General features: G+C 64.6%; 21 protein-coding genes. 8 read left to right on the top strand and 13 right to left on the bottom strand.

The features are described 5' to 3' along the window. Positions 1-107: 107 nt before the first annotated feature. Positions 108-890 (bottom strand): enoyl-CoA hydratase/isomerase family protein, encoded by a 783-nt coding sequence (locus IVB31_RS24800; protein WP_247328900.1) that lies wholly within the window; start codon positions 888-890, stop codon positions 108-110. 133 nt (positions 891-1,023) lie between these two features. Continuing rightward, positions 1,024-3,114, bottom strand: a complete 2,091-nt coding sequence (locus IVB31_RS24795) for a molybdopterin-dependent oxidoreductase (RefSeq protein ID WP_247328898.1) — start codon at positions 3,112-3,114, stop codon at positions 1,024-1,026. A 234-nt stretch (positions 3,115-3,348) separates the two neighbouring features. On the opposite strand from IVB31_RS24795, the gene IVB31_RS24790 reads away from it, so the two are divergent. Genes IVB31_RS24790 through IVB31_RS24775 form a run of 4 tightly spaced genes read left to right on the top strand, consistent with a single transcriptional unit; the run spans position 3,349 to position 7,630 of the window. Continuing rightward, positions 3,349-4,320, top strand: a complete 972-nt coding sequence (locus IVB31_RS24790; RefSeq protein WP_247328896.1) for a tripartite tricarboxylate transporter substrate binding protein — start codon at positions 3,349-3,351, stop codon at positions 4,318-4,320. Between the two features lie 15 nt (positions 4,321-4,335). Then, entirely contained in the window at positions 4,336-4,806 is a 471-nt protein-coding gene (locus tag IVB31_RS24785) for a (2Fe-2S)-binding protein (RefSeq protein WP_247328894.1), read from the top strand. Then, positions 4,803-6,935, top strand: a complete 2,133-nt coding sequence (locus IVB31_RS24780) for a molybdopterin cofactor-binding domain-containing protein (RefSeq protein WP_247328892.1) — start codon at positions 4,803-4,805, stop codon at positions 6,933-6,935. The genes IVB31_RS24785 and IVB31_RS24780 overlap by 4 nt, the downstream gene beginning before the upstream one ends. Next, positions 6,932-7,630, top strand: coding sequence for a substrate-binding domain-containing protein (locus IVB31_RS24775; protein ID WP_247328890.1), 699 nt, complete (start codon positions 6,932-6,934; stop codon positions 7,628-7,630). Before IVB31_RS24780 ends, IVB31_RS24775 begins: the two co-directional genes overlap by 4 nt. 12 nt (positions 7,631-7,642) lie before the next feature. On the opposite strand, the gene IVB31_RS24770 is transcribed toward IVB31_RS24775, so the two are convergent. The 4 genes from IVB31_RS24770 to IVB31_RS24755 all read right to left on the bottom strand — a co-directional run bounded on the left by IVB31_RS24770 (position 7,643) and on the right by IVB31_RS24755 (position 11,346). Continuing rightward, positions 7,643-8,449, bottom strand: a complete 807-nt coding sequence (locus IVB31_RS24770; RefSeq protein ID WP_247328888.1) for an SDR family oxidoreductase — start codon at positions 8,447-8,449, stop codon at positions 7,643-7,645. Between the two features lie 24 nt (positions 8,450-8,473). Further along, complete coding sequence (locus tag IVB31_RS24765) at positions 8,474-9,766, bottom strand: TRAP transporter large permease (RefSeq protein ID WP_247328886.1); 1,293 nt, start codon at positions 9,764-9,766, stop codon at positions 8,474-8,476. Continuing rightward, positions 9,757-10,302: a TRAP transporter small permease gene (locus IVB31_RS24760; RefSeq protein ID WP_247328884.1), complete on the bottom strand. Its 546-nt coding sequence runs from the start codon at positions 10,300-10,302 to the stop codon at positions 9,757-9,759. Before IVB31_RS24760 ends, IVB31_RS24765 begins: the two co-directional genes overlap by 10 nt. A 72-nt stretch (positions 10,303-10,374) precedes the next feature. Continuing rightward, positions 10,375-11,346, bottom strand: coding sequence for a TRAP transporter substrate-binding protein (locus IVB31_RS24755; protein WP_247328882.1), 972 nt, complete (start codon positions 11,344-11,346; stop codon positions 10,375-10,377). Between the two features lie 324 nt (positions 11,347-11,670). On the opposite strand from IVB31_RS24755, the gene IVB31_RS24750 reads away from it, so the two are divergent. Beyond that, positions 11,671-12,447 (top strand): cyclase family protein, encoded by a 777-nt coding sequence (locus IVB31_RS24750; RefSeq protein WP_247328879.1) that lies wholly within the window; start codon positions 11,671-11,673, stop codon positions 12,445-12,447. On the opposite strand, the gene IVB31_RS24745 is transcribed toward IVB31_RS24750, so the two are convergent. After that, positions 12,444-13,172, bottom strand: coding sequence for a Crp/Fnr family transcriptional regulator (locus tag IVB31_RS24745; RefSeq protein WP_247328876.1), 729 nt, complete (start codon positions 13,170-13,172; stop codon positions 12,444-12,446). The genes IVB31_RS24750 and IVB31_RS24745 overlap by 4 nt on opposite strands. A gap of 498 nt (positions 13,173-13,670) precedes the next feature. Continuing rightward, positions 13,671-14,381: a helix-turn-helix domain-containing protein gene (locus IVB31_RS24740; RefSeq protein ID WP_247328873.1), complete on the bottom strand. Its 711-nt coding sequence runs from the start codon at positions 14,379-14,381 to the stop codon at positions 13,671-13,673. Positions 14,382-14,528: 147 nt separating this feature from the next. Here IVB31_RS24740 and IVB31_RS24735 point away from each other — a divergent pair, with 147 nt between their 5' ends. Further along, the gene (locus IVB31_RS24735; protein ID WP_247328869.1) at positions 14,529-14,846 is read left to right on the top strand and encodes a cytochrome c; all 318 of its coding nucleotides are present in this window, start codon (positions 14,529-14,531) and stop codon (positions 14,844-14,846) included. A 6-nt stretch (positions 14,847-14,852) separates the two neighbouring features. Here the strand turns inward: IVB31_RS24735 and IVB31_RS24730 are convergent, their stop codons facing one another. The 3 genes from IVB31_RS24730 to IVB31_RS24720 are packed head-to-tail and all read right to left on the bottom strand — an operon-like array spanning position 14,853 to position 17,866. Further along, the gene (locus IVB31_RS24730) at positions 14,853-15,956 is read right to left on the bottom strand and encodes an MlaD family protein (protein ID WP_247328866.1); all 1,104 of its coding nucleotides are present in this window, start codon (positions 15,954-15,956) and stop codon (positions 14,853-14,855) included. Positions 15,957-15,959: 3 nt separating this feature from the next. Further along, positions 15,960-16,727: an ATP-binding cassette domain-containing protein gene (locus IVB31_RS24725; protein ID WP_247328863.1), complete on the bottom strand. Its 768-nt coding sequence runs from the start codon at positions 16,725-16,727 to the stop codon at positions 15,960-15,962. 2 nt (positions 16,728-16,729) lie between these two features. Continuing rightward, entirely contained in the window at positions 16,730-17,866 is a 1,137-nt protein-coding gene (locus IVB31_RS24720; protein WP_247328860.1) for an ABC transporter permease, read from the bottom strand. Positions 17,867-18,039: 173 nt separating this feature from the next. On the opposite strand from IVB31_RS24720, the gene IVB31_RS24715 reads away from it, so the two are divergent. Both IVB31_RS24715 and IVB31_RS24710 read left to right on the top strand, forming a co-directional pair. Continuing rightward, positions 18,040-18,315: a hypothetical protein gene (locus IVB31_RS24715; RefSeq protein WP_247328858.1), complete on the top strand. Its 276-nt coding sequence runs from the start codon at positions 18,040-18,042 to the stop codon at positions 18,313-18,315. Further along, on the top strand, positions 18,316-18,804 hold the full coding sequence (locus tag IVB31_RS24710; protein WP_247328856.1) for a phage holin family protein: 489 nt from the start codon (positions 18,316-18,318) through the stop codon (positions 18,802-18,804). 9 nt (positions 18,805-18,813) lie between these two features. Here IVB31_RS24710 and IVB31_RS24705 read toward each other — a convergent pair whose 3' ends face one another. Beyond that, positions 18,814-21,507 (bottom strand): bifunctional acetate--CoA ligase family protein/GNAT family N-acetyltransferase, encoded by a 2,694-nt coding sequence (locus tag IVB31_RS24705; protein ID WP_247328854.1) that lies wholly within the window; start codon positions 21,505-21,507, stop codon positions 18,814-18,816. 70 nt (positions 21,508-21,577) lie between these two features. Continuing rightward, positions 21,578-22,417: a universal stress protein gene (locus IVB31_RS24700; protein WP_247328852.1), complete on the bottom strand. Its 840-nt coding sequence runs from the start codon at positions 22,415-22,417 to the stop codon at positions 21,578-21,580. Positions 22,418-22,442 lie beyond the last annotated feature (25 nt).

Raw genomic sequence — 22,442 nt, 5'->3', positions numbered from 1 at the left:
GCCGGGGCCCATCCCGCCGCGTTGTACCGAGCCGCCTTCTGGGTCCCGGCTCTGCGCAGCAACGCAAGAGCGTTGCAGCGCGTCCGGGACACGAGAGTGCTGCGCCCTCACCGTCCCGTCCAGACCGGCTTGCGCTTCTCGCCGAACGCCTTCAGGCCCTCCTTGGCATCCTCGGTCATGGCGAGCAGTGCGATCTGGCTTTCGGTGTAGGCGATGCTCTCGTCGAACGACATCGAGGCGATGGCGCGCATGGCGTATTTGCCGCGGCGGATCGCGGTCGGCGACTTGTCGACGATGCGGCCGATCAGCCAGTCGACTTTTGCGTCGAGCTCGGCCGTGGGCACAATATAATTGAGCAGACCCGCTGCTTGCGCCGCCCTCGCGTCGAACGGCTCGCCGGTCAGCGCCCATTCGTTGACGAGCCGCGGCGGCGCGATCGACTGCAACAGGCTCAACACCTGCATCGGGAACACGCCGACCTTCACCTCCGGCAGGCCGAAGATGACGTGATCGGCCGCGACAGCCATGTCGGTCATGCACAACAGACCCATGCCGCCGGCCATGCAGACGCCGCCGACGCGCGCGATCGCGGGTTTGGTCGCATTCTGCGACAGGCGCAACAGATCGGCATAGTCGACATTCGGCCTGGAATGATCCATCGCGAAAGCCGCGCCGGAGTTCTGCAGATCCGCGCCGGCGCAGAACGCCTTGTCGCCCGCGCCCGTCAGCACGATGACGCGGACGTCCTTGTCGTCATGCGCCTCGCGATAACCCTTCGTGATGCCGGCGATCACCTCGCCGTTCAGCGCGTTGCGCTTCTCGGGCCGGTTGATGGTGATCCAGAGCGCCTGCCCGCGCTTCTCGGTGATGATTGCTGTGGTGTCGGTCATGGCGCGCTCGTTCCTTGGCTTCCGTTTTGCGGCCATTTGCGGCAGCTAAGGCGGAAGGTGCAAGGGCAATCTGCGGCGAGGCACCCGCTTTAGCGCCTCGACACAAAATTGAAAGGGCGACCGACGCGCGCGCTCAGGCCGCGGCTGCTTTCCTGATCCAGACCTTGTTGTCGTGGAAAGCGGCCCCACCGATCGGCGCGATCGTGTCCGCGCCGGTCAACATGTTGATGCCGCGGTCACCGATATGATTCTTGTTGGGATGAACGGACTCCGCGACCAGCACGCCGCGCCGTACGCCCTCGAACAGTTTGGCAATCAGCGTGGTCTCGCCGCGAATGTTGCCCAGCGTCACCGTATCGCCCTCGGCGATGTCGAGCGTGGCCGCATCCAGGGGATGGATCATCACGCTCGCCTTGCCCTCGCGCGCCTGCGAGGAAGGCGTCTCGTTGAAGGTGGTGTTGAGGAAGCTGCGCGACGGACTGGTCGCAAGCCGGAACGGATGGGCCTGGTCAGTGTGCTCGATCACCGCCCAATGGTCCGGCAGCGACGGCATCTTGTCGAAGTCACCCATCGTCTGGCCGAACGGTGGATGCGCCCAATCCGCCTTAAAGTGGAATTTCCTGTCGGCATGGGCGAAGCCGTCGAGATAATGCGAGGTGCGGAAGTCCGGTTGCAGGTCGCGCCAGAGGTCGGCTTCGAGCCCCGCAATGTCGCCGTGGTCGCTGAGCTTCAGCGTCGCGTCGATCAATTCGCGCGGCGTCAGCTCGAAGCCCGGATGCGTGGCGCCAAGCCGCGGCGCCAGCGCCTGCAAGACCTCGTGGTTGGAGCGGCATTCGCCAGGCGGGTCGATCAGCTTCGGACCGACCGAGATGTGCTGGTGGCCGCCGCCGTAATAGAGATCGTCATGCTCCATGAACATCGTCGCCGGCAGCACGATGTCGGCCATCTCTGCCGTCTCGGTCATGAACTGCTCGTGCACCGCGACGAACAGGTCCTCGCGCGCAAAACCCTCCCGCACCAGCGCCTGCTCCGGCGCCACCGTCATCGGGTTGGTGTTCTGGATCAGCATCGCCTTGATAGGACCCTTGCCCTGCAGGGCCCCGGAATCGCCGGTGAGGATACGGCCGATCTGCGACTGGTCGAGCGCACGAATGGACTTGTCGAGCGCATCATGGCCTTCGATGATGGATTCGTTGAAGTGCCACAATGCAAAATTGTTGAAGAAGGCGCCGCCGCCTTCATATTGCCAGGCGCCGGTCACCGCGGGAATGCAGTTCGCGGCATGCATCTGCGTCGCGCCGTTGCGCGAGCGGGTGAAGCCGTAGCCGAGCCGGAAGAAGGTCCGCTTGGTCTCGCCGACCGCCTTGGCAAAAGCCTCGATCTCCGCCACCGGCACGCCGGAGATTGCGGAGGCCCATTCCGGCGTACGTGTCTTCAGATGCGCCTCGAGCTCATCGGGGCAATCGGTATACTTGTCCATATAGGCGCGGTCGGCATGGCCGTCGCGGAACAGCACGTGCATCACGCCGCAGGCGAACGCGCCGTCGGTGCCGGGCCGCAGGAGGATCTTGATGTCCGCCTGCTTCATGGTGTCGTTGTCGTAGATGTCGACGGCCGCGATCTTGGCGCCGCGCTCCTTGCGGGCGCGCGCGGCGTGCGTCATCACGTTGACCTGCGTGTTGACGGGATTGGTGCCCCAGATCACGACGAGATCGGAGAGCGCCATCTCGCGCGGATCGACGCCGGCGATCTTGCCGGTGCCGATCGCGAAGCCGATCCGCCCGACATTGGCGCAGATGGTCTGATAGAAGCGCGAATATTTCTTCACATGCGTGAGGCGATTGAGGCCGTCGCGCATCACCAGCCCCATCGTGCCGGCGTAGTAATAGGGCCAGATCGATTCCGCGCCGAACTCGCGCTCCGCCTGGTTGAAGCGATGCCCGATCTCGTCCAGCGCCTCGTCCCAGGTGATCCGCGTGAATTGCCCGGAGCCCTTCGCACCCGTTCGGCGCAGCGGATACGTCAGCCGCTCGGAGTGATGGATGCGCTCGGCATAACGGGCGACCTTGGCGCAGACCACGCCGGCCGTATAGGTCTGCTTTTTCGAACCGCGAACGCGGCCGATGCTGCGTCCTTCGAGCACCTCGATATCGAGGGCACAGGCCGAGGGACAATCATGCGGACAGGTCGAATGGCGGATTTCGATCTTGGCGTGCTGGTTCATGGCTAAATTCGTAACACCAAAAGACCTGCCAGCCGAGGGCATTTATCCGGCAACGCCCATGCGATTTGCTCAAACCGCGCCCGCCGCCGGTTCCTGCCACCACCGCGAAAGGCAGCGCGGCCACCCCGAAAACCGCCCGATATTCCCGGCACGATCGGCTTTGTGAGCCGTCGACAGTCCGCCTCCCCTGCCGCTACAGTACCGGCCAACAAGAACGACTTCAGGGAGGTGGGCATGACGGCCCGAGGACTTATGCTGGCGCTGGCCGGACTGCTCGGCGCATTCGCGGCAGCCCCCTCATTCGCACAGGACTACCCGACCCACGCCGTCCGGATCATCGTGCCCTTCGGCGCCGGCGGACCGGCCGACGTGGCGGCCCGGCTGATCGGCAACGCCCTCCAGGAGAGTCTTGGCCAGCCCTTCGTGATCGAGAACCGTACCGGCGCGGGCGGCGTCATCGGCACGGTCGAAGCGGCGAAGTCGCCGGCCGACGGCTATACGCTGTTGATGATGTCCAACACCCAGACCGCGAACGAATCGCTGCTGACGCCGGACAAGCGCAAATACGAACTGATGCGCGACCTCGCGCCGATCGCGCCGGTGAACTCTTCCGATCTCGTCATCGTGGTGAACCCGCAAGTCGCGGCGAGGACGCTGCAGGAGTTCGTCGCGCTCGCCAAAGCGCAACCCGGCAAGCTGAACTATGCCTCCTCGGGCCAGGGCACGCCCTATCACATGGCCGGGGAGCTGTTCAAAGCCATGGCCGGCATCGACCTCGTCCACGTCCCCTATCGCAACAGTGGCGAAGCCCGCAGCGGCGTGATCGGCGGGCAGGTACAGATGATGATCGACGCGGTGCCGGCGATGGCGCCGAACATCGGCGAGAACCAGGTCCGCGCGCTCGCGACCACCGGCAAGCAGCGCTCGGCGGTGCTGCCGAACGTGCCGACAGCGATCGAGGCTGGCTTAGCAGGCTATGAGGCCACGATCTGGCTCGGTCTGATGGCCCCGGCCGGCACACCAAAGCCAGTCATCGACAAGCTCAATACCGCTGTGAATGCGATGGTGAAGCGGCCCGACATCGTCAAGCTCTGGACTGAGCAGGGAGCGGTGCCCATGTCGATGACACCGGAGGCGTTCGACAAATTCTTGCGCGGCGACATCGAGAAATGGGCCGATGTCGTCAAGAAGTTCGACAAATCCTGAAATCGCAGACCGACCATGCCGACAATTCAATTCCAGCTCAACGGCACGGCCACGTTCGTGGATACTGATCCCGATCAGACGCTGCTCGATGTGCTGCGCGGCCGGCTCGGCGTCACCGGTCCGCATTTCGGCTGCGGAGCCGGTGAGTGTGGCGCCTGCCATGTCATGGTCGACGGCCGCGCGATGGCCTCCTGCGACATGCCGATGTGGTCGGTCGCGGACAAGGACGTCGTCACGGTGGAAGGCCTCGGCACAGCGAACGCACCGCATCCGCTGCAGCGCGCCTTCATCGTCGAACAGGCCATGCAATGCGGCTATTGCGTCTCCGGGATCCTGATCAGCGCGGCGGCGCTGCTGAAGCGCAACCCGTCGCCGACGGAGGTGGAGGTGAAAGCGGCGCTCGATCGCAATCTGTGCCGCTGCGGATCACACAATCGCATGGTGCGCGCCGTGCTGCGGGCGGCCTCGGAGATGGCGACGTCATGAGTGCGCCATCCCCTGCTCCGAAACTGCCCGTCAGCCTCGTGGCCAATCCAAGACTGTCGTCCTGGATAAAATTCACCGGCGACGGCCGTGTGGCGATTTCGCCCGGCAAGGTCGAGATCGGCCAGGGCATCGTCACGGCGCTGGCCCAGATCGCCGCGGACGAGCTCGACCTCGATATCTCCAGGATCGAGATGATCCGCGCCACGACGGCGGCCAGCCCGAACGAGGGCGTCACCTCGGGCAGCCTCTCAATCCAGCAGTCCGGCCGCGCGCTGCGACATGCCTGCGCCCAGGTCCGCCAGCGCTTCCTCGCTGCGGCATCGGAGCGTCTCGGCGTCGATGCATCGCTGCTCAATATCGAAGACGGCACGATCTCCGGCCCGGGCAATATCAGGACCAGCTATTGGGAACTTGCTGGCGATGTCTCGCTCGACCACGAGGCGGCGGCGGGCACGATAGCGAAGAGCGTCGCCAGGCGCGCCATCGCCGGACACTCCGTCCAGCGCATCGACATTCCCGACAAGGTGTTCGCGCGGCCGCGTTTCATCCATGACTGTGCGCTGCCAGACCTGTTGCACGGACGCGTGCTGCGGCCGGACGTCTCGGGCGCCAAATTGATCGCGCTCGACGAAACGACCGCGCGCGCCGTTCCCGGCATCGTCGCGATCGTCCGGGACGGCGGCTTTGCCGGCGTGGTTGCCGAGAGCGAGGCGGCGGCGGAAGCTGCGCTGAAGGCCTTGCGCAAGGGCGCAACATGGTTCGCCGGCGAACCGCTGCCGGATGAAGATGATCTCGCAGGATTCCTGAAGAGCCAGCCGGTCGAGACGACCATCATCGACACCAGAGGAGCGGCGACGACGAAGAAAGCTGCGCACACACTCCGCCGGCAATACACCCGTCCCTACATCGCGCATGCCTCGATCGCGCCATCCTGCGCCATGGCGCGCTGGGACGGCGATCGCGTCCATGTCTGGACGCACAGCCAGGGCGTTTATCTGCTCCGCGCCGATCTCGCGATCGTGCTCGAGCTGCCGGCCGAAAACATCGTCGTCGAGCACATGGAGGGCGCCGGCTGCTACGGCCACAATGCCGCCGACGACGTCGCGCTCGATGCCGTGCTGCTGGCGAAAGCGGCCGGCGGCCGTCCCGTTCGGGTGCAATGGTCGCGCCATGACGAGATGGCCCACGCACCGTTTGGCGCCGCGATGGCGATCGAGATCGAGGCCGATCTCGACCCGGACAACGAGATCGTCGGCTGGCGCCATGCGATCTGGAGCAACGGCCATGCGGCGCGGCCGGGGCGCGCGGCACAGCCTGCGCTGCTGGCCGCAACCGAGATTGCGAACCCCTACCCGCGCATGATTTCTACGAACCCCGCCGCTGCGAACGGCGGCGGCGGCGACCGCAACTCCGTTCCGCTCTACGACCTTCCGGCCTGGACGGTCATGAGCCACCGGCTGCTGACCATGCCGGTGCGCACCTCTGCGCTGCGGACACTCGGCGGACAAGGCAATGTGTTCGCCATCGAGTCCCTGCTCGACGAGATCGCCGCGCTGCGCGGGGAGGACCCGATCGAATTTCGCTTGCGGCATCTGCGCGACGAGCGGGCAACGAACGTCATCCGCGCCGCAGCACGACGCGCGGCATGGAAACCGCAGAAGCGGTCTGGCATTGGTCATGGCGTCGGCTTCGCCCGCTACAAGAACACGGGCGCCTATTGCGCCGCGATTGCCGAGATCGAAGGCACAGATGACATCCGCGTCAAGCGGCTGACGCTTGCTGTCGACGTCGGCGAAGCCATCAATCCGGATGGTGTCATCAATCAGATCGAGGGCGGTGCGATCCAGGCGACGAGCTGGGTGCTGAAGGAGCGCATCCGCTTCGACCGGACGCGGATCACATCGACGTCCTGGACCGACTATCCGATCCTGACCTTCAGCGAGGTGCCGGCAGTGGATGTCGAGATCATCCAGCGGCCGGAGATCGAGCCGGTCGGTGCCGGCGAGGCCGCCCACGGCCCGGTGACAGCGGCGATCGCGAATGCCGTGTTCGACTGCCTCGGCGTCCGCGTGCGCGACCTGCCGATCACGCGCGCCAAGATCATCGCAGCCATGGAGCTTGCATCGTGACGACAGTGAATGTTTTGAGCGGCGGGGCTGCGCAGGGCCTGGTGCGTAGTCTCAGCGAGCCCTTCAAGGCACTGACCGGCTTCGGCGTCGACGGCGAGTTCGGCGCGGTCGGCATGATGGCCGACAAGCTGCGCGCGGGGACGGCGGCCGATCTCGTGATCCTGACGCAGGCGCTGCTTGCAAAGCTCGCGGAAGAGAAGCTCGTCATTCTCTCCTCGATCACAGATGTCGGGCGGGTCGAGACGGCGCTGGCAGTCCGCAGCCGCGATCCCAAGGTGAGCGTGAAGACCGAGGCCGATTTGCGCGAGGTGCTGCGCAGCGCCGACGCGATTTTCGTCCCGGATACGAAGGCTTCGACCGCCGGGCAACATGTCGCGAAAGTGCTGGATCAGCTCGGCATCGCCTATGAGGTCGCCTCGCGCCTGAAAATCTTTCCGAATGGCGCGACCGCCATGCGGGAGCTCGCGGCCTCCGCTGCGACGCGGCCGATCGGATGCACGCAGGCCACCGAGATCATCGCGACCGAGGGCATCGCGCTATCAGGGGCGCTGCCACCAAGTTGCGAGCTCGTGACCATGTACACGGCCGGCGTGACCACGCGCGCCGCGCATCCGCAAGAGGCGGCCACGCTGATCGCGCTGCTGACCGGTGCAGATCGGAAGGAATTGCGCCAGCGCATGGGCTTTGCCGGCTAGATGCGGGCCGCCCTATTTGTGCAACTGGGTTAGACCTGTCGGCGGACCGTCCACGGCGGTCCAGCCGCCATCGACGAACAGCGTGCTGCCGCTGACATAGCTCGCCGCGTCAGAGGCGAGATAGGCCACCGCCGTGGCAACCTCGTCGGCGCTGCTCCAGCGGTTGAACACCGTGTGGCCGGCGTAGAGATTGTAGATGTCGGGACGCTGCTTGAACGGGCCGGTCAGCGCGGTCTCGGCAATGCTCGGCGCGATCGCGTTGACGCGCACGCCGGAGCGGCCGACCTCCGAGGCAAAGCCCTTCACCAGCAGGCCGATCGCCGCCTTGGTCGAGCCGTAGACGCCAAGGCCGGGCTCGATGGTCACAGCGCGCACCGAGGAGCAGGCAATGATGCTGCCGCCCTTCTGTTCGACCATGATGCGGCCGAAGGCCTGGAAGAACCAGACCGTGCCCTTGACGTTGAGGTTGAGGACGCGGTCGAGATCCTCCTCGGTGTAGTCGAGGATGGTCTTGCGAATGTTGAGCCCGGGGGTCGTCACCGCGATGTCGAGCCGTGAGAATTTCTGCATCACGGTCTTGGCCAGCGCATTAACGTCCGCAGCGCTCGCGGCGTCACACGGAGCAGCCTCGGCCCAGCCGCCCTGCTCGCGAATGCCGGCGGCGGTTGCTTCCGCCGCATCAAGCGCGCGATCGGCGCAGACAATTCGAGCACCGAGTCCGGCCAGCGCCTCGGCCGACGATTTGCCGATGCCGGATGCGGCGCCGAGCACGACGGCCGTCTTGCCGGTGAGGTCGAAGAGCTTGCGATAGTCAGTCACGGACGGATTCTCCCTGCGTTGCTGCTATCCCTTGTAGCCCATCAGCAGGCGGGGCAGCCACAGCGAGAACGCGGGGACGTAGGTCACGAACATCAGAGCTGCGATCAGGGCGGCGTAGAACGGCAGGATGGTGCGCATCACCGCCCCAACCGAGATGCCGCCGATGGCGCAGCCCACGAACTGCGTCGTCCCGACCGGCGGGGTGTTCAGCCCCAGCGCGCAGTTGATCAGCATCAGCATGCCGAACTGCACCGGATCCATGCCCGCCTTCATCGCGATCGGCAGGAAGATCGGCGTGCAGATCAGGATCGTCGCGGCCATGTCCATGAACGTGCCGAGCAGAAACAGGATGATATTGATGAGCAGGAAGATGACCCAGGGTTGCTGGGATACCTTGCTCATCATCTCGCCTGCGAGGTCGGCGACCTCGTACAGCCCCATCAGATATTGGAACATGGTGGAGACGCCGATCAGCAGCAGCACCACGCCGGTGGTCTTCACCGCCTTGGCCGCGGCGCGCAGGAAGTTCGGCCAGGTCATGGTGCGGTAGATGAAGAAGGTCAGCAGGATCGTGTAGGTGACCGCGACGGCCGCGGATTCGGTTGCCGTGAAAACGCCGGACAGGATGCCCGTCAGAATGATGCCGACGATCAGAAGGCCGGGCAGAGCGGCCGCGAACGAGCGAAAAACCGCGGGCCAACCGGGAAACTTGCCGGCCGGATAGCCTCGCTTCACCGCGACCCCGTAGGCGGCGACCAGCATGCACACCATCAGCACGAGCGCCGGCAGCAAGCCGGCGGCGATCAGCGCACCGATCGAGACCTTGCCGCCGGCGGCGAGCGCATAGATGATCATGTTGTGGCTGGTCGGCATCAGCGCTCCGACCAGCGAGGCATGGGTGGTGACGTTGACGGCGTAGTCGGTGTCGAAGCCTTCCTTTTTCATCATGGGGATCATCACCGCCCCCATCGCCGACACGTCGGCCACGGGCGAGCCGGAGACACCGCCGAACAGCGTGCAGGCGACCACGTTCGACATGCCGAGCCCGCCGCGAATGTGCCCCACGAGATTCTTGGCGAGCTGCACGATCTTGTCGGCGACGCCGCCATGCAGCATCAGCTCACCGCTGAAGACGAAGAACGGGATGGCGAGGAAGGAGAAGATGTTCATCCCGGACATCATCTGCTGGAAGATGACGGCGACCGGCAGACCTTCGTAGAGGATGGTGCAGATCGCCGAGAGGCCGATCGCGAAGGCGACCGGTACGCCGAGGACGAGAAAGCCGAAGAAAGTGGCGCCGAGAATGATCAGTTCCATGAGGGGACGACCTCTTCGCCGCGCAGGAGTGCAATGATGTGCTCGATTGAAAAGGAGACGATCAGGACGCCGGAGGCGATCAGCGGCACGTAGCGGATGACCTCAGGCAGGCCGAGATTGGGGATCTTCACGGTCCCGACCGACGCTCCGAGGATCCAGCCATTGTAGGCCATCGCGATGCCGAACACGGCCACCAGGACGTGGATCACGAGCTCGATCTTCTCTCGCACATGATCCGGCAGCATCACCAGCAGACTGTCCATGCCGATGTGCCCGGCATCGCGGACGCCGACAGCGGCGCCGATCAGCGTGACATAGAGGATCAGAACCAGCGCGAGGTTCTCCGTCCAGGTCGGGCTGGAATTGAGCACGTAACGTCCGAACACCTGGTAGAAGACGATGGTGACGATAACGAGCAGTCCGGTCACCGACAGGTACATCCCCGCGCGCGCGACGACGGCATTGATCCGCGACAACAGGACAGTCGACGGGCGTCCCGCCTCCTGTTCGTGGCTTGCGACGTGTGGGTCTGTCATCCAGGTCTCCTTGCGCGTCACCTTGCGCGGGCCCGGCACCGCCTCGCGGCGACGCCGGACCGACGCGATGTCCTATTTCGTGTCCTGGATTCGCTTGACGAGGCCCTTCAGCTTCTCGTCACCGGCGAACTTGTCGTACACCGGCTTCATGGCGTCGACGAATTCCGCCTTGTTGGCGATCGTGACGACCTGGACGCCGGCGGCTTCGACGGTCTTGCGGGACGCCTGCTCACGCTCGTCCCAGAGCTTGCGCATCACGGGCACCGATTCCTTGGCCGCCTTGCGGACCATCGCCTGATCCTCCTTGCTCAGCGTGTCCCAGACCGTCTTGGACATCACGAGAACTTCGGGCGCCAGGGAGTGCTCGGTGACGTTGTAGAACTTGGCGGCCTCGAAATGGCGCGAGGATTCGTAAGAAGGCCAGTTGTTCTCGGCAGCGTCCACCAGACCGGTCTTGAGCGCGGTATAGACCTCGCCATACGGCATCGGCGTCGGGTTGGCCCCGAGGCTCTGGATCATGCCCACCCACAAATCGGACTGTTGGACGCGAATCTTCAGACCCTTGAGGTCTGCGAGCGACTTGATCGGTGCCTTGACGGTGTAAATGGACCGGGCGCCGCTGTCATAATAGGCAAGGCCAACCAGGCCTGCGGGCGCCATGGCCGCCAGAATCTCATCGCCGATCGGCCCGTCGAGGACGGTACGCATATGCTGCGTGTCCCGGAAGACGAAGGGCAGGCACAACGCAATGGTTTCCGGCACAAAGTTGTTCAAGGGCGATGCGTTGATCCGCATCATGTCGAGTGCGCCGATCTTGAGCTGCTCGATGGTGTCCTTCTCGGAGCCCAGGGCGCCGTTGGGAAACACCTTCACGCCAAGCTTGCCGCCGCTCGCCGCTGCGAGCTGCTTGCCCATGAACTTGACGGCCTCGACGGTCGGATAATCGGCGGGGTGGATGTCGGCGGAACGGAAATCGCGTGCGGTCGCCAAGGGGGCTGAGACCGCGAGCAGAGCGGCTGCGATGATGCCGGTGAGTGTCTTCATCTGGGCTTCCTCCTGAGGTGATTATATCGTTGGGCAGATGCTGCGGGCCGCCTTGGGTCGCTCCACTTCAGGTGGGAAGTCAAGCGCCAATGTCGTCCCTAGGGCGAGCGGCATTCTGAGTCCAAGCCAAATCCGGCATCGATCAATGCTAGAGTTGCATCGATGGATCAGGCGACCCCGAGGATGCAATCGGCGGGCGGGTCGGCTTTTCCCGAATCTACATGGCTGCCCGCCGCGGGATGCGTTCGTCCGCATCGCTTGACGGCGCCGGTGCGGCCCCCACAAGATGCTCCGAAAACAAACCAACTATCCGGGGGGATGCCCATGCCGCGGAAGCTGATCGACATCTCCGTGCCGCTCAGGAACGACGTGACAGCCGATCCGCCGGGCAATCACCCGACGATCCAGTACATCGATCACCAGCAGGGCCTGCCGCGAATGCTGCAATTCTTCGAGGGGCTCGAGGCGCAGGATTTGCCGGATGGCCAGGGCTGGGCCGTCGAGCAGGTCTCGCTGTCGACCCATAACGGCACGCATCTCGATGCGCCCTGGCACTTCCATCCGACCATGAACCGCGGCGAGCGGTCATGGACGATCGACGAGGTGCCGTTGGAATGGTGCTTTCAGCCCGGCGTGAAGCTCGACTTCCGGCATCTGCCCGACGGCTATGTGGCGAGCGCCGACGACGTCGAGAAGGAGTTGAGGCGGATCGGGCATACGCTGTCGCCGCTGGAGATCGTCGTCGTCAACACCGGCGCCGGTGCCAAGTTCGGCCAGACCGACTATGTCAACTCCGGTTGCGGCATGGGCTATGAGGCCACCATGTACCTGCTCGAACGCGGCGTGCGGCTGACCGGCACCGACGGCTGGAGCTGGGACGCGCCGTTCGTCTACACCGCGAAGAAATATGCAGAAACAAAAGATGCCGGCCTGATCTGGGAGGGCCACAAGGCGGGGCGGCACATCGGCTATTGCCATCTCGAGAAGCTGCACAATCTCGACCAGCTGCCCTCGACCGGGTTCACGGTCTCGTGCTTTCCGGTGAAGATCGAGCGGGCCTCCGCGGGCTGGACCCGCGCCGTCGCGATCATCGACAGCTAGCTGTCGAGCCCGCTCTCGGCGAGCTCGCGCAAGGCTTCCATGTCGAGCACGACGATGGCGCCGTGCTCGAGGCGAACCCAGTTGCGGCCCGCCCAGGCGCGCAATTGCTTGTTGATGCTCTCGCGCGTCATCCCCACCATCTCGCTGATCTCCTGCTGCGTGATAGCGAGCGTGCCGCTGCCGGAGTCGAACTTGCGTTCTTCGGTCAGGCCGAGCAGTGCACTCGCGAGCCGGCCCGGCAGATTTTGCAGGATCACCTGCTCGACCTGCTGGCTGGTCCAGCGCAGGCGCGCACAGAGCAGCTCGATGAATTTCATTGCGAGCGCCGGTTGGCTCTTCACGAACGGCAGGAAGTCCCGGCGATCGATGATGTAGAGCTCGCAATTGGTGTTGGCGGTCGCATCAGCCGACCTCGGAGCGCCGTCGAGCACCGCGATTTCGCCGAAGATCTCTCCGGGACCGATTAGATTGAGAATGGCGTTACGGCCGTCGGGCGACGAAGAGGAAATCTTCACCGTCCCAGTGATCACCGCAAACAGGTTGTTGCCGGGATCACCCTTGGCAGCGATCGTCGCGCCACGCTTCACCGTGGTGTGCTTGGCGTAACGGCAGAGCTGATCCAGCGCCTCCGGCTCCAGATCCGCAAAGATCGGGTGCTTGCGCAGGACCGATAATTTATTCCCCGCCGCTTGTCGGGGGTCGTCGCCGGTCTTGTCCTGAGGCACGCCACTGGGCTCCTAAGACTGCGAGGCACTGAGATCCCTGCGTAGTCAGTGTAGCCCAGTTTTTCAACCGGAAAGCATGCTCTCGATTTGAGGCAAACGCGGCGAAAAATGCCGCGGTGAGGCGCGAAGCCGGCAGCCGAAGGATGAGCCAATGCGCCCCGGACCATGCAGAGTTGCAAACACCGCAAGCCGCATTGCGTTGAGGCGCTGCTAACCCTCCCGGACCTGCACGGCGTAGCCCGCGCCGCGCGCGCCGCAAAATGCGATGGTGATCTCAGGAGCTTCGACGCTTGACGTCTGACTTGAGGTGGCCCGCACTGGTTTGCCGGTCTGCCCAGACCAGTGCCCCGGCGAATGTGACAAAGATCGCCACGACAAAGATGCTCATAAGCAACGCGTCAGCCGGCATGATGCCCTCCCCTGTGGTTTCGGGCATTATTCGGGCTACCCGGCCGAATGCATTGATCCCGATCAAAATCGAGCGGCACTGCGTCGGAATCAGGCTGCGGCCAAGGCCTCGACCTTCGCCGGATCGAGCAGGCTGATCCCGCCATGAATGATCTCGATCACGCCGTGGCGCTCCAGCTTGGTAAAGGTGCGGCTGACGGTCTCAATGGTCAGGCCGAGGTAGTCGGCGATGTCTTGGCGGCTCATCGGAAGCGGAACCGTGTCCGACGCCCCCTTTAGCGAGACCAGCCGCTCGCGCCAGCCGAGCAGAAAGGCCGCAACCTTTTCGTCCGCCGAACGGCGACCGAGCAGGACCATGTGGTCCCGGGCCTGGTTCAGCTCGCGAATTGCCAGCTCGTTGATCCGCCTGAGGAGGTGCAGCCGGTCCTCGATGAAACGGCCGAAGGGTACCTTCGCGAATTGGCATACGGTCACCGCGCCGATGGCATCGGCTGAAAAATTGTGCCTGCCCGAAATATTCATCCCCAGGAAATCGCCGGGCAAGGCAAAGCCCACGATCTGCCGGCGGCCGTCGGGCAGCAGCTTGTAAAGCCGCATGACGCCCTCGAGGAGATTGTAGAACGAGGTGGTGACGTCCTCCTCGGAGAACACAGTCTCGCCTGAGGAAAAATGGACGCGCCGGCCGAGATGCTCGAATTCCCGAAGCTCGACCGCATCCAACGACGAACAAACCGCTGATGCGCGGACGGCGCAATCGCTGCAGAGCTGCCAGTTCGGCTCAATCGTGACCACGGGCTTCATCGATCGCTCCAAGCGCCGGCTGCCCATCAGGCCCATTCCGCCGCGCGGATGCATTTTACTGCACTGCGCCAAAGGCGGTTGACCCAGATCAATTTTGGAGGGAATCCCCGCCCTATTCTTCTCCCAGATTAAACGGGGCCACTTTACATGCTGCAAGGAACGCTGCGTCACGGGTTGATCGGGTTGCTTCTGATGACGCCTGCCCTGGCGGCCCCGACCGCCGAACAACGCGGCAAGACCTTTGCGCGCGCCAGTTGCGCGCGCTGCCACGCGATCGACCGTGCGTCGAACAGTCCGCTCAAGATCGCACCGCCGCTGCGGACTTGGCACCAGCGTTACCCCATCGAGAGCCTTGGGGAGGCGCTGGCCGAGGGCATCAACACCGGCCACGCCGACATGCCGGCCTTCGAGCTCAGTCCGGACCAGATCCACGATCTCCTGTCTTACCTCAAGACCCTGGAATAGCAGGCGTCATACCGCCTGCACGGTCCAGCCGATCAGCTCCTTCGCGATGCGCGTGAAGGCCAGATCGAATGCTGCGGCCGCCGCGGCCGGCTCGACCTTGTCGAGCTTTTCGCTGGTCTCCACGAGACGCGAGGCGATCACCTTGCCGTTCTTGTCGACGATCCGAGCCGACAGTCCGATCTCGACCCGTGTCTCCCCCTCCGTGGCAATGCGGAAGCGCCTGATGTCGATCAGGAGCTGGTAATCCGCCTGCCCGAGATCGGCCGCGCGCAACGGCGCGTGGGCGATGTCATAGTTCTCGAAACTGTCGATCAGCCGCGCCTGCACCAGTTTTGGGATGCTGTCGGCCCAGAGGAAGTCGGCAAAGCCCGGATTGTCGCCACCAGGCGCGAACAGCATGCGCTGGGTCTGGAGCATGGCGACCGCTGTGGGCTCGGGAATGGCCAGCGACGCCGAGAGCGTCTTGCCGGCCGGACCGAGGTTCTGCGGCGTGCGCAGGTCGTAGGTCACTTTCTGCGCTGGCGTTCCGCCACCCGTCATCTTCTCCAGGCCCGCCAAAATGCCGTCGATCTTGCCGGTGTTGCGCGCGAGCCCGTCCGAGAAGGTCTTGAGATTGGCGATGGTGTCCTTCAGCGGGCCCGAATTGTCTTCCAGCACGGTATCGACCCGCCGCAGCGCATCGCGCGCGGCCTGCGTCATGCTCTGGCCCGCACCGGCCTCGGCGATCAAGGTCGGGGGCTCGCCGGATTTGGCGACGATGATGCCCCCCTCAAGCGTCACCACCGGTACGCCGGTCAGCCCCTGGAAATCGAGCCCGACCCTGCTGTCGGCGCGTACCGGGGTGGTTGAAGCAACCGAGATCGTCGCATTGACGAAGCGTGGATTGTCCGGCGCAAGCCCGAGCTGGGTCACCTCGCCGACGCGGATGCCGTTGAACAGCACGCCGGCGCCGACCAGAAGCCCGGGCACCGGGCCCTGGAATTGCACGTGATAGGTCGTGCGCGGCCCGATACCACCGGTGTTGTTCAGCCAATAGACGAAGCCGAACACCGCGAGGATCGCGGCCAGCACAAAACTGCCGATCAGCACGTAGGGAGCGCGGGTTTCCATGTCTCATCTCATCTCGTGTTGCAGCATCTGCGAGCGCTTGCCATGGAAATAGGCGCGCACCCAGGGATGCTCGGATTGCAGCAGCTCGCGCATCGGACCGATCGCCACGATCTTGCCGTCGGCGAGCGCGGCGACGCGATCGCAGACCGTGGTCAGGCTCGCAAGATCATGGGTGACCATGAACACGGTAAGGCCGAGGGTCTTTTGCAGTGTCCCGATCAGCGCGTCGAAATCGCCCGCAGCGATCGGATCGAGGCCCGAGGTCGGCTCGTCCAGGAAGAGGATCGGCGGATCGAGCGCGAGCGCGCGCGCCAGCGCCACGCGCTTGGTCATGCCGCCGGATAGCTCCGCCGGATATTTATCGGCGTCCTGCGCCCGCAGCCCGACCATCTCGAGCTTGGCGATCGCGATCTCGTCCATCAGCTCCTGCGACAGGACGAGATTTTCACGAAGCGGAAACTGGACGTTCTGCCGGACCGTCAGCGAGGAGAACAGCGCGCCCTGCTGGAACAGGATCCCCCATGTCGTGGCCGCGCCTTCGGTGCGGCCGCCGACCGGCCGTCCCGTGACATCGATGGTCCCGCCCTGGCGTGGGATGAGGCCGATGATGGTTCGCATCAGCACCGACTTGCCGCCACCGGACGCCCCCACGAGCCCGAGGATCTCACCCTTGCGGACGTCGAGCGACAGATGATCGAGCACGGTCTGCCGACCGAAGCCGACCACGAGGTCGCGGACGCGGATCGCGAACTGCTCTTGCGATTCGGCCATCGTCACATTCCGATCGAGGCAAAGAAGATCGCGAACAGGCCGTCGAGCACGATCACCAGGAAGATCGACTTGACCACCGACGTCGTGGTCTGTCGTCCCAGCGACTCGGCGCTGCCCTTCACGCGCAAGCCCTCGCTGCAGGCGACTACTCCGATCACCAGCGCCATGAACGGCGCCTTCAGGATGCCCACCTCGAAATGGGCGACCGAGATCGCCTCGTGCAGCCGCGCGATATAGATCGCCGGCGCCATGCCGCCGTAGAACTGCGCAACCAGGCCGCCGCCATAGAGTGCCGCGATCGATCCGATGAAGGCAAGGATCGGCAGCGCAATGACCAGGGCCGCAATCCGCGGCAGGATCAGGACGTGGACGGGGTCGAGCCCCATGGTCGAGAGTGCGTCGATCTCCTCGCGCATCTTCATCGAGCCAAGTTCGGCGGTGTAGGCGCTTCCCGAGCGGCCGGCGACCATGATGGCGACAATCAGCACACCGAGCTCGCGCAGCACCAGAATGCCGACCATGTCGACAGTGTAGGACTCCGCGCCGAACCTGCGGAAATGGAAGAAGCCCTGCTGGGCGATGATGGCGCCGATCAGGAACGTGATCAGCACGACGATGGGGATGGCCTGCCAGCCGATGCGGTAGAGCTGATACACCAGCGACGTCAGCCGCAGCGAGCGCGGCCGGCGCAGCACGCCGATCACGGCCATGAACAAGGCGCCCAGCATTTGAAGAAAGATCGTGAGGTCTTCGCGCGCGCCGACCGTGGACTTGCCGAGATCGTTCAGCCTGAGCAGAACAGGGTTCGGTGCGGGCGACGGCGGCGGCGTGTGGCGGTTGACCTGCCGCACCTCGTCCATCAGACCACTGAAATGGTCGGCAACACCGATAAATTCGGCCGATCTGCCGGATGATGAGGCCCTGCGCGACAGCTTTTCCAAGACCCAGGCGCCGAGCGTGTCGAGCGCGCTGACGCCTGACATGTCCAGCGTCACGGCTCTGGATTGATCGACATTCGCCCCGACCGACCGGGACAATGTCTCCAACGCCGACACGTTCGCGGCGGTCCAAGGCCCTTCCGGGCGCAATTTGAGCACATCGCCGGAAGGCGTCGCCAGCAACAGCGGTTCGGAGTTCACGCTTCCACCTCATCGGGACAACGGATCCCCATTCAGCCGCTATTTCTAGGCCAGCGTGTGGCGGCCGGCTTGACCTGTCTCAAGACCAGGGCCGCGCCCCCCTTGACGCAAATCAAGCGCGGCCGCGCCGGTGGGTCTTAGGTTCGCTTCCATTCAATGGGGATATCAAATTCATGTTTGACAGCGACAGGATGAGCGAAGAGCTGCGCGCGCTGAAGGTTGACGTCACGCGCTTGCTGAGCACCTCCGGCGAGGAAATCTTCGACAGCTCGAAAGACCGCGCCGAGGCGCTTGCCGACCAGATCAGGGCCGCGCTCACCGAACTCGGCGAGACCGTCGACGAGGAGCAGGAGCAGCTTCAGGGCCTCATTGCGGACCGCCCGATCACATCGCTTGCCTCGGCTTTCGCGCTCGGCGTGGTCGTCGGGTTCATGCTGCGGAGGCACTAGGTGAACACGGAAAATGTCGTCAAACATCTGCGCGTACTCTGGCGCACCGACAGGATCATCGCTGACATCAGGTTGCGCCACCTGCTGACAGGCCTTGGCCTGCGCACCTTTGCGGCGCTGATTGCCGCGTTCGGGCTCCTGATGCTGGAGTTGTCCGCCTATTTCGCGCTGGTTCAGATCTGGAGTGCAGTTGCGGCGGCTGCCGCTCTCGGCACGATCAATTTCGTCATTGCGGGGCTCCTCTTCTTCGTCGCCGGACGTCCCCCGTCAGGCCGTGACATCGAACTCGCCAACGAGATCCACGGCGCCTCCATTGAAGCCCTTCAGCTCGAGGCGCGCGCCCTCCAGGCCGAGGTGTCGGGCGCCGTGCATCATCCGCTCAGCACGGTCGTGCCGGTGCTGGTGCCGCTGATTGCGGTCCTCGTCAAGAATTTGCGGAGGACGGCCAAGGCCTCCGCTTCCGCAAATTCGGCTGAAGCGCGCCCCTAGCGGGCGCGCTCAGAGTTTCAGCCTGACGTCGCGAATATCCGGCTCGGTCGGATCCGGCTTTACCTCGAAGCCGAGCTGCCGGCACATCTCCAGCATCACGGTGTTCTCCTGGAGCACGTCACCCGATATGGCCTTCAGTCCTTCCGACCTTGCGTAATCGATGATCAACTGCATCAGGGCCCATCCCAGCCCCCTGCCCTTGAGATCGGACCGCAGCAGGATCGCGTATTCGCCGCTCTCATAGATCGAATCCGAATGGAGCCGGACCACGCCGACCATCTCGCCGGTCACCTCGTCGAACGCGATGAAGGCCATCGCACGCGCATAGTCGAGCTGGGTCAGACGCGCGATGAACTCGTGGGTGAACTCCTTCATCGGGGCGAAGAAACGCAGACGAAGGTCGTGCGCCGTGACGTGACGCAGGAATTCGTGGATGGTCGGCTCGTCCTCGGGACGCAAGGGCCGCACGAAGATGCGCCAGCCGCCCTTGAGCGCGAGGCGGCGCTCCCATTGCGAGGGATAGGCCCGAACGGCGAAATTGGCAGGACCTGAGCCGGCGAATTTCCGTTGCGGCGGCCCGACCGCGACGCGGGCATCGACCGCGGTCACGCCGGTTTCGTCCGCCAGCAGCGGATTGATGTCGAATTCGCGGATCCCGGGGATGTCGGCGGCCATCTGCGCAAGCTTGACCAGCACCATGGCAACGGCGTCCGGCTTCACTGCCGGCACGTCCCGGTAAGCGCGAAGCAGCCGTGACACCCGCGTGCGGCCGATCAGGTCGCGGGCCAATTGCAGATCGAGCGGCGGCATCGCCAGCGCCTTGTCGTTGATGATCTCGACCGCGGTCCCGCCGCGGCCGAATACGACGACGGCTCCAAAGGTCGGGTCGTCGGCAAGGCCCAGGATCAACTCGCGCGCCTTGGCCTTGACGACCATCGCCTGCACGATGACGCCCTCGATGCGAGCTTCGGGACGCAGCTTTCTTGCCCGAGCGATAATGTCGGTGGCGGCGGCGCGCACCGCCTCGACCGTCGTCAGATTGAGCACGACGCCGCCGACATCGGATTTGTGGACGATGTCGCGCGACATGATTTTCAGCACGACGGTGGCGCCTTGCGCGAGGATTTCTTCCGCGTGGGCCACCGCCTGCTCGACATCGGCCGCGGCGTATGTGGGCACCATCGCGATATCGTAGGCTTCGAGCAGGTGCTTGATCTCGACGGGTTCAAGCCATTGGCGGCCGTCTGCGATGGCAGCAGCTACGATCTGCTTCGCAGCACGTGCGTCCGGCACGAAAGTCTCGGGCATCGCCGGTGGAACCTGGCTCAGTTCCTCCACGAGTTCGCGGTGCCTCACGAGGTACATGAAGCCACGCACGGCGTCATCCTCGGTCGGATAGTTCGGGATGCCAGCGCCGGACAGTGTTTCGATGATGTTCTGGTCTGCTCCGATCCACGAGGCGAGCACGGGCTTGGCCCAACTGCGGTGCTTCTCGCGATATGCTTTGACTCGTTCGGTCACCATCGTTGCGATATCGGCAGCCGAGGCAATCGCGGTCTGCACGTTGAGGACGAGGACCGCATCGTTGTCGGGATCGGCGAGCAGCACCTCCAGCGCCGCCGCATAGCGCGAGGCATCGGCGTCGCCCACGATGTCGACGGGATTTGCGCCAGACCAGGTCGGCGGCAGCACGCTGTCGAGTTTGTTGCGGGCGTCCGCCGAGATGGTTGCCGGAATGCCGCCGAGCTCGACCAATCGGTCGATAGCGAGGACGCCGATGCCGCCGCCATTGGTCAGAATGGCGAGGCGCTTTCCCGCCGGCGACTCGACGCGACCGAGCGTCTCGGCGCAGTCGAACAGCTCGCGCAGATCGGAGACCCGCAGGACGCCCGCGCGCCGGAACGCCGCGTCATAGACGGCGTCGGCGCCCGCGAGCGCGCCGGTATGGGTGGCGGCCGCCTTCGCGCCCTGCGCCATTCGGCCGGACTTCACCACGACCACGGGCTTCACGCGCGACGCGGCGCGCGCGGCCGACATGAACTTGCGCGCGTCCTTGACGGCTTCGATGTAGAGCAGGATCGCGCGGGTCTTGTGATCCATCGCGAAATAGTCGAGCAGATCGGCAATGTCGACGTCGATCTGATCGCCGATCGAGACGATGCCGGAGAAGCCGACGCCGCGCTGCGCGGCCCAATCGACCATGCCGGCCGCGATCGCACCCGATTGCGAAATCAGCGCAAGATTCCCCGCTCCCGGCATGTGTGCGGCGAAACTTGCATTGAGGCTCACCCCGGGCATCATGATGCCCAGGCAGTTCGGCCCGATCAGGCGCATTCCGTATTTGTGCGCCGAAGCGATTGCGGCCTCGCACAGAGATCCAGATCCATGACCGAGCCCGGCCGAGACGATCAGGGCGCCCGCCGAGCCCCGGTGCCCAGCCTGATCGATGATGCCGGGAACCTCGTGCGCCGGCGCGGTGATGACGACCAGTTCAGGGACGAAAGGCAGCTTGTCCAGGCTGCTGACCGCAGCCATGCCGTCAATCTGGGCGTGGCGCTTATTCACCAGACCAAACGGACCTTTGAATTCCGCCTTCCGAATATTGTCGAGAACGGCGCGCCCCACGGACGCCTGACGGGAGCTCGCACCGACAAGTGCGACCGACTTGGGCGACAGCAGGTGTTTCAGGCGGTAGGTCGACATGATTACAATCGTCCGATCGGGCGAGGAGTCCGACAGTCGCGAAGCTAGCTCGGATTTTGGGTGAACGCACCTAGTGCGATATCATTACCCAGCATGGTGGCTGGCCGATGACAGTCTTGGTCACACCGCCCCAGACGATCTCGTTCAGGCGCGAATGGTGGTAGGCGCCCATGACGATGGCGTCGATCTTATGCGACTGAGCCCAGGTCCCCAGCACTTTGCCGATCGAGCTTCCACCGCCCTTCACCGTTTCGAAGGACGCGTAGATCCCGTGTTCCCTGAGATGATGGACGAGACTTGTGCCGGATTGCGTGATCGCCTCCGTGTTGTCCTCTGCCACGGTCACCACGCGGACCGAAGAAGCAGATTGCAGGATCGGCAGCGCGTCGCCGACCGCGCGCGCGGCGCGGGCGGAGTGATCCCAGGCGACCACGACGTTCTCGAATTCCGGGCGAAGTTCCTCTACGCGATCCTCCGGACAGAGCAGAAGCGGCCGGCCGGATTCAAACAGGAATGTTTCGACGATCCGCTCCGTTCGGCTGTCGTGAGACCTCACGGGCACCAGCGTGAGATCGCTGAAACGCGCGTGCTCGGCCAGGATTGCCGCGATCTGGTCCGTCGGCACCTTGGCCGATCGGCTTTGAGCGCGAATGTTGGCGCGGGCGGCTGCGTTGGTGAAGGCGTTCAGGAGTTGCTGCATGTCGCTCACCTCGCGCCCGCCCGTGGCCTCGACGGATTCCGCATCAGACGGCAGCACCACCTTCGGCCGCACGAAAACATCCTCCTCGACTGCGAGCGCGGTGATCCTGGCGCCGAGATCGGCGGCAACGGCTACGCATTTCTCGATCGCAGCAAGGGCCGGCCCGCGCGGCTGGCCGACGAGCGGCAGAAAGACGTTCTTGATGGGCATCGGGATTCTCCTTGGCCGCCAGAAT

The sequence above is a fragment of the Bradyrhizobium sp. 21 genome, from assembly GCF_023073335.1.
Lineage (GTDB): Bacteria > Pseudomonadota > Alphaproteobacteria > Rhizobiales > Xanthobacteraceae > Bradyrhizobium.
The sequence above is the reverse complement of the archived record's forward strand: the minus strand, read 5'-3'. Positions and strand labels throughout refer to the sequence as shown.